The sequence below is a fragment of the Xanthovirga aplysinae genome (assembly GCF_009711365.1).
Lineage (GTDB): Bacteria > Bacteroidota > Bacteroidia > Cytophagales > Cyclobacteriaceae > Xanthovirga > Xanthovirga aplysinae.
This window is the reverse complement of the sequence record NZ_SMMB01001214.1, coordinates 1-11,969: the sequence shown is the minus strand read 5'-3', so window position 1 is coordinate 11,969 and position 11,969 is coordinate 1. Positions and strand designations below refer to the sequence as shown.

The 11,969-nt window shown below is 36.3% G+C and carries 7 protein-coding genes; all 7 read right to left on the bottom strand.

Features of this window, described 5'->3' with window-relative positions:
- On the bottom strand, positions 1–171 hold a 171-nt coding region (locus E1171_RS24780; protein WP_187696515.1), incomplete at its 3' end, for an STAS domain-containing protein.
- 194 nt (positions 172–365) lie between these two features.
- Positions 366–2,444, bottom strand: a complete 2,079-nt coding sequence (locus E1171_RS17265; RefSeq protein ID WP_155207304.1) for a PP2C family protein-serine/threonine phosphatase — start codon at positions 2,442–2,444, stop codon at positions 366–368.
- A gap of 147 nt (positions 2,445–2,591) precedes the next feature.
- Positions 2,592–4,061: an IMP dehydrogenase gene (guaB, locus tag E1171_RS17260; protein ID WP_155207303.1), complete on the bottom strand. Its 1,470-nt coding sequence runs from the start codon at positions 4,059–4,061 to the stop codon at positions 2,592–2,594.
- A 329-nt stretch (positions 4,062–4,390) separates the two neighbouring features.
- The gene (locus E1171_RS17255; protein WP_155207302.1) at positions 4,391–6,067 is read right to left on the bottom strand and encodes an ArnT family glycosyltransferase; all 1,677 of its coding nucleotides are present in this window, start codon (positions 6,065–6,067) and stop codon (positions 4,391–4,393) included.
- A gap of 442 nt (positions 6,068–6,509) precedes the next feature.
- The gene (locus tag E1171_RS17250; RefSeq protein WP_155207301.1) at positions 6,510–7,844 is read right to left on the bottom strand and encodes a hypothetical protein; all 1,335 of its coding nucleotides are present in this window, start codon (positions 7,842–7,844) and stop codon (positions 6,510–6,512) included.
- Between the two features lie 325 nt (positions 7,845–8,169).
- Positions 8,170–9,552 (bottom strand): hypothetical protein, encoded by a 1,383-nt coding sequence (locus E1171_RS17245; protein ID WP_155207300.1) that lies wholly within the window; start codon positions 9,550–9,552, stop codon positions 8,170–8,172.
- A gap of 230 nt (positions 9,553–9,782) precedes the next feature.
- A complete protein-coding gene (locus tag E1171_RS17240) occupies positions 9,783–11,288 on the bottom strand; it encodes an insecticidal delta-endotoxin Cry8Ea1 family protein (RefSeq protein WP_187696514.1) in 1,506 nt (501 codons plus the stop codon).
- Between the last annotated feature and the right edge of the window lie 681 nt (positions 11,289–11,969).

The window sequence follows — 11,969 nt, the reverse complement described above, 5'->3', positions numbered from 1 at the left end:
CGCTGAAGAAATATAATCTAAATCATGACAATCTACAATTATTCCTTCTTTTCCCTCTTTTAGGGCTTCGTTTATGGCATTATCTAAATGAATAGAAGAACTGGCATCCACATCCCCTCTCACCTGGATAATGCTTATATCCTTTTCTGTTTCTCTTTTGATTTCAATCATTTTTGTATACGTCTACTATCCGTTTGGTGTTTTATTAATTAATGTTTCTACATCAATTTCATGAGTTAAATATACATTTGAAGAGAAATATTTAATTTGTGCACCTACCTCCATTTTTTAGTTAAAGGTTATTGATAACATACTGAAATTAGGTGCTCAAGGTTCATTAAATTGAGTCCAGTCCCATTTTAATTTCAATTATTGCCCTTCTTACTGTTTTTAAACCTGATGATCATGGTAGTATAATCATCATCGAGCATTTCTTTCTCACAAAATCGATATAATTCGTCAATTAAGGCTTTCTCCAGGTCTGCCACTGATAATTCTGCATGAGATTTTAAGAAATTTTCCAATCGTTTATATCCAAATTCTTCCCCCTTTTTATTTCGGGCCTCAATAATTCCATCGGAATAAAGCACCATTATGTCTTCATCTTCATAAGTAAATCTGTTGACTTCAACGTAATTATTATAGGTTGAGTTTCTAATAATTCCAAGTCCAAGTCCTTTACTCTCAAGATAATAGCTTTCTTTGCTTTTGCTTTTATAATACAAAGTCGGACAATGCCCCGCACGAACATATTCTATGGATTTATCTTTTGTGTTGAGCAAAAAGAAAGATACAGTTATAAAAGAAGTTCGATCCAGGAACCTACTTAATGCTTGGTTAGCATAAAGGAGAAAATCATGGCTGTTGAGATTAAGTTGGACAAGGCTATGAAATATCCCCTTCATTTGTGACATGTGGAAAGCGGCTGAGGTTCCTTTCCCGGACACATCACCAATGATAAGTGCAAAATTGTCTGCGTCAATTTGGTAAGTATCATAATAATCACCCCCCACTTCTGCTGCGGATTGGGAAAAGGCGGAAATATCAAATTTGTCGTTATGCTTCAATTCTTTGGGAAGCAGGCTTTTTTGAACTTCTTGAGCAATTTTCAACTCCTCTTTATACCGCTCATTTTCCAGGGCTTCTTGAATTAGCCTGAAATTTTCCAAGGAAATGCAGGCTTGATTGGCAAAACTTTTAATTATTGTGGTCATTTCCCTATTAAAACCATCATCTACTTCCTTTAAAAGTATCATTCTGCCAATTTCTTCCTCCTTAATCAGTAAAGGAACAACTAATACAGAGCGATAGGGGGTAGAGTCTAACCGGACTTGGTATTTTTGGATATTCGGCCGTAATTTTTCTAGGCTTCCATCCAATAATTCCCTGATTTTTCCTTTTTGGGCTTTGGATTTTAACCTCCCAATCATCTCCTCATCAATATTCGATTGAAGTATCAAAGGTTGAGAGCCATTTACTCGATTTATTTCCAGCCATGCAGCATCGGCCATTACTGCACTTACCGCACTTTCCAAAAGAATGTCATATACTCTTTCTTCTTTTTTTTCGGTCTGGATCGATTGACTTAACCGTTGAAAGCTGACAATTTCCTCCAATTTTCTTTCAAAAACCGAGGAGGTAGGAAGATTAAATAAAAGAACTAATAAAGAAAAAACAGCATATAAAAAGATAAAGGCAAAAAGAGCTAGAATAAAAGCATTTTGACTTAAATCTGTTACTAAAAAAAAGGATTCTGAAGCCTCAAATAAGGTAGTAAGGAAGTGCCATAGGTATAATGCTACAAGTAGAAGCAGTAAAATACTTTTCCATTTTTGCTTGAAATTGAGGTATGCAATCCATTTTAAGTTCACAGAAAGTACAGCCCCCATCAAAAACAAAGTTGCCATGATAATATTAAAGCCGACAGTACCATAGGTATTTGGAATCACACTGTAGACGATACTCAGTAGCAACAAATACTCAAAAAACTTCCAGAATTTTAGGAGCTTTTTTGATTTTTGATACAAAATCAGGCGTTTCCAGTAAGTAAAGGTAGAGATAAGAAAAGCCGATATAGCTCCTAAGTTTATATGGTATAGAAAGTTGACGAAGAAAGGGTTGCTGATTAGACTTTTTCCTCTTAAGGAGAAAAAAATAAATAAAATAAGAAAGGAAACCAAAGTAGTAAGTAATCCACCAGCAAATACCCTCCAGAGTAAGTCTATAAAATTGATGCTTTCAGCTTTGCCAATCTTAAATCGAAAATATACGAAAAGTGTAAAAAAGAACAATGCCAACATAAAGCCAGGAATTTCCGGCGAAATTTGGGAAGGAATTCTGTTGACAGTTCCCAGAATAATGATCATATCAATTACCAAAAGGGCTAACCAGCTGGCAATCGAAAAGAGTAAACTTAATCTTGAAATGTATTTTTGGGAAAGCATGAAAAAATGTTGGTTAACAACTGGCGTTCAATTTACAACAATTTTACATTCAATATTCATTTTTTGCTAATCACTATTCACTGAAAGAGGCTGTTCGAATGTAACGAACAACCTCTTGATTATTTTTTCCTTTTTGAAGATCACGAATTATCTGCTGTAATTCGGTGCTTCTTTGGTTATTTGGACGTCATGAGGGTGACTTTCCCTAGAACCAGCATTGGTGATACGTACAAATTTGGCTTTCTTCAAAGTTTCAATATCAGGAGCTCCACAGTATCCCATACCAGCCTTTAATCCTCCAATTAATTGATAAAGAACTTCTGAAACCAATCCTTTGTAAGGTACTTTTCCAACGATTCCTTCCGGAACCAATTTTTTAATATCCTCTTCGGCATCTTGGAAGTAACGGTCTTTTGATCCCTCATTCATAGCTTCCAAAGATCCCATTCCACGGTAGGACTTAAATTTACGCCCTTCGAAAAGAATTACTTCTCCAGGGGCTTCTTCGGTTCCTGCAAGTAATGATCCGATCATAATGCTGCCCGCACCTGCCGCAAGAGCTTTTACTACATCTCCGGAAAAGCGAATACCTCCATCGGCAATGGCAGGAACACCCGTTCCTTCGAGGGCCTGAGCTACATCGTAAACCGCTGAAAGCTGGGGAACTCCAATTCCGGCAATGACACGAGTGGTACAAATACTACCTGGCCCTACTCCCACTTTCACGGCATCAGCACCTGCATCGGCAAGGGCTTTAGCCGCCTCACCAGTGGCAATATTTCCTACTATGACATCAAGCTGAGGGAACTTTTCCTTTATTAGTTTACAGGTGTTAATTACATTGATATGATGACCATGAGCTGTGTCTATACTCACAACGTCAACTCCTGCTTCAATTAAAAGTTGGATTCTATCTTCAATATCTGGTGTAGCTCCCACAGCAGCCCCTACTCTTAATCGCCCATATTGATCCTTACAGGCATTAGGCCGGTCTTTATTCTTAAGAATATCTTTGTAAGTGATTAGGCCTACTAATTTTTGGGTTTCATCAACAATGGGGAGTTTTTCAATTTTAAATTCTTGAAGAATTCCTTCTGCTTCCTCAAGGCCTACTCCTGCATTTGCTGTGATCAGATTCTCGGTAGTCATGATTTCCTTCACAGGAAGTGACAGTTTTTTCTGAAATCGTAAATCCCGATTAGTAACAATACCTTCTAGTTTACCATTCTGATCAATTACAGGAATACCGCCAATTTTAAAGTTCCGCATTATTGCAAGCGCATCTTTAACGGTTGCCTTAATATCCAGAGTAACCGGGTCAAGAATCATACCGCTTTGGGAACGCTTAACCTTTCGAACCTGTGCCGCTTGGGCTTCCTTGGACATGTTTTTGTGAATGAATCCAATGCCTCCTTCCAAAGCCATAGCAATAGCCAAATTAGCTTCGGTAACTGTATCCATGGCGGCGGAAACAAGAGGAATGTTTAATTGGATATTTCGGGTCAGTTGGGTTGTAGTTCTGGCATCGCGAGGCAGGGTCTCCGAATATCCAGGAACAAGCAACACATCGTCATAGGTAAGCGCCTCAGTGGCAAACTTTGAAGTGTCGAGAGTCATAGCAAATAATCTTTAGAATTCTTATTTGCCGGACAAAAGTACATAGATTCCAATAAATATAAAAAATATTTTAGAAAGTTTCTTTATAGGTTCCACTTTTTAATTCTACAAAAATTTTTAAATAAATGTCGATTTAACATTTACTTCTTTTCCTCAATTTGTTCTATATAACAAAAGACGTTACTGATTGATTATCAGTATTTTGATGCTTTTTTTGATTTGAGGTTACTTTTTGTGAAGTGCAAGTTCCATTCATATAAATTGGGACTCCAAAATAAAAGCAAAAGAAGGAAGGATATTTTAGTGAAATTAGTGGGGAATTAGTGTCTTTATAATTTTTCCAATAAATAAGTTTTTTTAAGGTTTTCTGCTCTGCTGCTTTTCAATAGGAAAGGAAGCCTTAATAAAGTGATGTGAAAATCTGGGTAAGTTTTTACTATTTTATAGTTTAATTTTTGTTTATACAGAATGTATTCCATACCTAACTGGTCCGCTAGAATTAGGGTGCCTTTTTCATAGTGATTCATTTCATAAGGGATAGCAAAGGGAACAGTTCGTCTGGAATAAAAGTCAAGGCTATGTCCATGGCCGCCTAAGGTATAAAATCGATCTTCAGCTACTTTTTTTCTCCAAATTTCCTTACCCACCTTACTTCGGGATTGGAATTTTAACAGGTTGGGATAAAAATAAGTGCTTAAAACTGCTCCAAATACAAAAGTGGAAATAATTGTTGGGCCAATGATTTTATTTATTTGACTAGTCGAAAAAATAAAAGAATACCAAAATACCAAGTAAAATATTCCAAGGGCTAAGGGGAAAATGATTGAGGAGGGAGGGAAAAAGAATATAAAACTTATGCACACCAGAAAAAAGAAAATATGGAGAAGTCCGAAATGAATAGAAGTCAATAATTTAAGGGTTTTCTTTTTAGTACTCTGGAGCGAAATAATAAAGTCTGCGGAAATTAGGGCCGCAAGGGGGAATAAGGGAAAAATATAGTGAGGTAGTTTAAAGTTAGCAAGGGAAAGTGCCAAAAAGCTTAACAGGAAGCCAAAAAATGAAATGTATTCCTGCTTATTATTCTTCTGAAATCTTTTTGAAAAGAGTTCTTTTGCTCTAGAAAGGAAGGCTGCAATGAAGAACCAAAACCAGGGTTGAAAATCCCAAAGCATTGTTTGAAGAAAAAACCAACTAGGTGAGCTATCCTTCCAGTATATATCTCCAGTAAGTCGGCCAAAGCTTTGGGTCCAAAAGAAAAATTTCAACCCCGATGGACCTTTTAGGCCGTAAACCTCCTTTTCTGGGTTGAGGTCAAATTGAGTGTAAAGTCCATAACACATGGGGGCTATCAAAATGGCTACTATTAACAAGAATAACAGCCATTGAGGTTTAAAAATGTCAGCCCAACGTCTTTTTAGGATGAGGTCCCCACCGATGGCCAAAGCTACAATCCCTATACCTACGGGGCCTTTGCTCATCATGGCGGCTGCAACTCCAATTGCTCCAAAAAATAAGTGGGTCAATCTTTCATCCTTAAGATATGCACTGATTTGCCAAATTGAAAAAATTACAAAGCCAGTAAGCAAGCCATCAGTTCTAATATCATTTGTTATCAGGATAAAAGCTTGAGTAGAACATAGAATGAAAGCAGCAAGCAGGGCTCTTGGTTTATTGTACCAGAGTAAAGTAAATCGATAGGTAGAATAAATGCCTAAGATGATGATCAGGATTGCTGGGAGTTTGTAGGAAAAATTGTTGATCCCAAAGATTTTAAAAGATAAGGAAGAAAGCCAAAATAGGAGAGGCGGTTTGTCGAGGTAATCTTTTCCTCTATGATAAATTTCTAGCATGCTTCCATTTTCAGACATTTCTCTGGAAATAGAGGCGTATTGGGCAGCATCCATATCCATCACGTCGAGAAACATATTTAGGAAATAGATAATTCCTATTGATGTAAAACCCAGTAAATATTTATACTTTCCGACCAGGCTAAATCCCTGTTGCATTGTAACTTTTAATTAAGATTTTGTTTAAAGGAAATTAATAGAGGTTTAGTTTTCGGATAAGGGTTAGCTAAGAGAAAAATGTAAATTTTGGTTAATTCTCATAGGTCATGAAATCTTTGGCATCATTATTTCTTCTCTTACATAACAAAAGAAGCAGGTCTATGTTTGTCTCTCTTTGGTAGTGTTTAATCTAGATATGTGATTTTTGGTTAAGCAAAATGAATGGGAAAAAAGAGAATAAGGCAAAGTTTCTCAGATAGTGTAGAAAATTAAAAAGGGATAGAATCTTAACTCTATCCCTTTTTAATTTTCTACTATAGTTGATTTCTATCTATGTGTTTCCATTGGGAAACTTTGTTCTATTTAAAGTTAGGGTGACAGATGAGGACTTCATTATTTGAAAATTGGTTGATCTTAAATCAACCTCTAATCCTTACCCCTCTTATAGGTCTTCCTGGTAAAAGTTGAATCTGGCTTTATAAGTGTCACCATTTTCATCCTTATTCTTGTTATGATAGGCAGCGACAATTTTTCCTCCAGGAGATCGACTAATACTGATTCTACTTACACCTCCTTTTACATTTAGTTTAGTGATTCCTTCTTCAGTATTCCCAACATCAAGGACAGCCTCCCCCAAGCTGTTCAAATGCCCTGAAAGGACTCTACCTCCCTGTTTGTCATTGTCCCCAACAATGATAAAATTTTCATCGTTGGTCAGGGCTATTGAGGATCTCCACATTCCGTATTTATCTTTTGGATTTAGTTTTTTGGTATAGGCAGAGGTAGTTCTTACATAATTACCTGAGCCATTTCTCCAATGGATAAAATTCAACCCTTTATCTTTGTCGATTGTGGTACCTGATCCGGTATCAATGAGCTGCCCTACTCCATAATATATTTTTTCGTCGTTGTGCTCGGTAATTAATACCCGATATTTTTTCCCATCATTGGTGCTCCCAATCTTTGCCAGGGCAATGGCTGGTGCCCTCAAGCCTGAATCTCCTATGGCTCCTAGTTTTTTAATAGTATAGCGAGCAGCTCCAGAATTTCCTGAGGTAAATGTTATCTTCCCGCTGCCATTAAATCGTCCAACGTTAAATAAAATCTCATTTCGGATTGTACCACTATGCTTGTCAGAAATCACGATTACCAGACCCTCTTCCGTTACTGCAGGGACCATAAAACTTACCTTTCCACTGAAATTACCGTCCTGGATAGGTCTATAAAGCTGAGTTCCACTAGTGCTAGTTTTAAAATTTAGGGCACCATCAGAACTTAAGGTTCCAGACCAGTAATAAGGAAAGGTGTAAGATCCGGCGTCGGTAGTGGTGGCCACAATTATAAACTCATTATTATGTAAAGCCACCTTAGGGTATTTCTTAGAGGAGCTAAATTCTCCTTTATTTCCATTCCAGGTAATCTTATTGGGATCATTGTTTTTTGTGTGTCCCGTTCTATAATAAATTTTGTTACTATTTTTTCCCTGCATTACCATGAGCACATCCCCATCATCATTAATTGCAATTTGAGGTCTCCTCACGTTATTGGAACCGGTTTTGGGCCAGCTGGTAATACCTTCCTCCCATTTTCGGACCCATTTTCCCCATTGGTAATCATTATATGTCAATCCATCAGGGTCAGGATTAATAACATCATTTTCGAATTGGTCCTGACAGGCTGAAAAAAGTAGGACAGAAGCCATCAATGCCACAATCAGGGTTCTAGATTTTTTAAAAGAAAGTTTCATAATGGTATAAAAATTTAAGAATGAAGCCATAAGAAATGAACTTTATAACGGACATTACAAACCAGAAAAAGAATCATTAGTTGACTATAAAAAAATAGAGATAAGTTGTTTGTATTTAAGGTTGTAGGGTATTATGTGACCTGAAAATTAAACTCTGGATTAGAGTATATTTCGAATATATTCTTGCTTTGTCCAAAATAGATTATGTTATAAATCAAATTGGATTTTCAAAAGAAATCCCTTTTAGGGAGAATGGTTTGAATCGTTTTAAAATTAGCAATTCAAATCAATTTCTCCTGCTTTTAAATATTTATAACCAGCATTGCATTGACCCAGGCCTTTTAACTATGATTTACTATTGCGGTTCATAAAAATTATATTTTATATTGTAAGTCTCATTGTTTTCGTCCTTATTCTTATTGTGATAAGAAACCAAAATTCTTCCATCAGGAGCGTGAGTTGCATGAACTCTTGAGACGCCACCTTTCAAGTCTAATTTGCTATATTTTTTGTTTAGTACTTCCTCAATTCCTTTGTCTAAAACAGGGTCTTTATCACTTTTCTTATAGTGTCCGGTAATGTAGCGTCCTTTATTATTATCATTGTCATAAATGAGGAAAAACTTATCGTTTTTAGCGAGGACTACATGGGATCTTGCCATATTAGTTCCTGAAGGATTTATTTTAGGAGTTCGGGCATTTGTAGTTCTGACAAAATTATTATTAGAATTTTTCCAACGAGGGAAGTTTTTACCATCATCCCGTTTAAAGGTATTATCACCCGTATCAATAAACTCACCTAATCCTAAATAATTATTTCCCCCATTATGATGGCTTAATAGGATGCGATAGGTGTCTGGGCTTGAGCTTTTCTTATAGATAGAAATGGAAGGTTGTCTCATACCATCGTTGCCCGGTTGCCCTTCTTCTTTTAGGACGTATGCATTAGTGGTTTTGTCTTCGGTTGTCCATCCGGAATTATCTGATTTTCTCCAGCGAATGCTTCCATTTCCTTCAAAACGACCGACAAACAAATGGAGTCGGTTTTTGTGAAATACATTCCCGTTATAATCACTAACTACAAAAATAAGCCCTTTCTCTGTAACTGTTATGGAAGAAAAAGAATAACTAATTTCGGACTCTCTACCTTTCAGTTTTCGCATATTAACAGTAAGTAATGGGTTTCCTACCCCATCCAAAACTCCAGAGTAATAATAAAGATAGCCATCATCATTGGCCGTAATAATAAATTGACCATCATCAGCTAAGGCAACAGCAGGCCATTGAGAGTCATTTCTATAAGAGTCCAATTTTACCCATGATCCAATATAATTTAAACTAATCTGGCCATTTTCTTCAATGACCTCAGCAGATCTGTAATATATTGTTTTGGAACTGCTATTTTGGGCTACAACAAGAGCCTGACCAGAATTATTTACAGCAACTTGGGCTCTTCTAACATCTTTATCTACATTGCCTGTAGCACTGGCATGGATATTAGGCCAGGATTCATCCCCTTCTACCCAGTCTACTAGCCATGCCCCTAGCTGATCCCCCTGATTGTAGGGCTGGGAAAGGTCTGGAACCGCCTGATCTACCGGTTCCCTTTCGTCATCCAGATCAGGACGTGGAGGAGTTTCATTTAGAAAATCCTCTTTACAAGCATTTAATAAAAAGAGCAAACTAACTGCTATGAGCAGAGAAGCCCTTAAATTCCAGGTTCTTTTAATTTTTTCCATCTCGAAAGAAAGTTTTTAAAATATTGTTTTTAAAGAATATCCTATAGAGCAGTAGTTGCTGTTTTCATTAAAATCAATGAGGTGCCAGTCTTCTATGGTCTATAGAAAGTTTAAAAGTCTTAAGTCATTTAATTTAAAGAGCTATTCTAACTCTAGGGTTATAAGCAGGGGCGAAAATAATTCGCTCCTGCTTAATCCTTAATCGTGATGAATTGCGATATCAAAAAGTTTTATTCTGCATCTGCTTCTGCAATGATTCGGCTTGCATCTGCTACAGAAATATTTCCAACAGAGGCTAAGTCTTCAGCAGTTAAGGTTCCATTAGATCCTAGGTAAATGGCCTTCAGGGAAGCCTCAATGGTGGAGATGGAATCCTTAACCTTAAAACCAAAAATCACTGAAGCGGGTACTGTTTCTCCATTTACGGTAGTTACATCGGGAACAAAAATACTGGATAGCACATGTCCTGGATAAGTAAAAGTAGAATTGACGTAATTATTGTCTCCCTCTGCCTTAATATATTCAGTACCTAAAAATCCCTGATTTTCTAGCACTTCATTATGGTCTTCTATGAAAAATTTCAATCCAGTTAATGATTTATTGTTGGAGGAAGCTTGCACCCCTATAATGTTTACATCTTCGCTCAGCTCAAATTCACCTCCGTCTGTGGAACCACCTGTACCGCCAAACTTTTTACTATTAATTTGATTAGGCCCTTCTCCGGTAGGGTAAGTAATTTGAATGGCATTAATCCGATCACTTGCCCAAACCTTAACTCCCGATAAAAATCCGGAAGGGGACTGACGTGGAAGACTAACCAGAGAGGCAGAGGAGGCTTTTCCAAGCATATCCGAATAGATTTCTCTCTCCAATTTAATATCTGCTCCATCAGGATATTCGTCAGGGTCAAGGTAAGGCCATAGTTCTTTAAAATCCAAAACATTTAGGGTCATTTCTCTAATGTAGCTGTTAATAAAGTTAAACTGTTCTGCATTTCTGCTATCTGAAATGTTTGAAGCTTTTTGGGTTTGTTGATCAAGTCCAGCTTGGTAATAATAATCTACCCATTGGGTCCATTGGATAATTCCGTTTTTGAGTCGGTCCTTGGCTCTTTCTATTTCAGCTTCAGCGTTTGGTAAGCCTTCCCATTTCTTCCCATTTACAGCCGTATCTCGGTAAAAGGTCAATTGTAAATTCACAAACTGCGTCAAAAGAGGTAATAGGACTACTTCTTGATTTGGGGTAGTAAAATCATCGTAATCATTAAAGTCTGAATTTAGGGTAGGCCAAAATGCTGCCTTTTCACTATCAGAAGCATCAGCAAATGATATATAATCCCTATTAATTTTGGCAAGTTTATTAGAAATTGAATTGTAAACAGTTTCACTTATTTTTTCATCAATAAGTGCTTCTGTTTGTTCTTTTACCTGATCCCATGGAGATTCTTGAGTAGTTTGAGTTGGGAAAAGGATATTAAATGTGACCGCAAGTAATACACCGGTTGCAGGGTCTCCTCCCAATAACTTATTTAAAGGTCCTAAGCTACGTGACATCGCATCCCTCATTACAGAACCAAATTCGGGAGGATGATCGGTGACAAAATCAGAATGAATCAGGTTTGGTAGAAGATCGCTTTTTGTTTCCAAAATTTCATCTTCAAATTCCGGTTGGCATGCTGATAATAGGACTGTAAAAATTACAGTTAGACAGGATACCCTGAAGAGATATCGTTTCATAAAAGAAAAAATTAAAAGAAAAATATTTAACATTAATTTGAGAATTAATGTTTAGTCAAATTAAACTCCATTGAGGCAATGGATTCAATACTGTTGAATTCCAAATGAGAGTTAGGGATATTTTGGAATCAGCAGAGGACCATTAGACATACTTAATATGAAAAAAGGTAGGATATGGGCTAATTAAAAAAGTCTATCTTATCTTTTTTCGCTAAATGTGTGGGTGTGTTTTTGCTTCTTTTTTCTTTTAATGTAATGCCCTTTTATTGTTTTGAAAAAAATAAAGATTATGAGTAGGAAGGTGTTGGTATTTCTCTTTTCTACTTTTTGATGGAATACCTGCGAATAAAAAATTGAACTTTGTTAAGTAAATGTTTGCTAATAATCCCCCCTTTTTGATTTGTTACTTTATTTTTAAAGAGCTTTAATAAAAATAGTAATAGGTTAAAACTTAATAAATTTGCTTTTTGACTTTCTTTAATTTTGTTGATAGTCTTTCTGTAAAAATTTGGTTTGTTCTTATTGTGTTTAGTTTAAATAAAATTCTTTCATAGCGCTAATGTAGGTATTTAACTTTTTCTTGTTGATTTAGGTTTTTGGAGGGCTAGTAATAAATTGGTACATAATGAATATTTATAATTAGGAAGAAATTTTCAGCATTAAGTTTGAAAAGTATTTTGG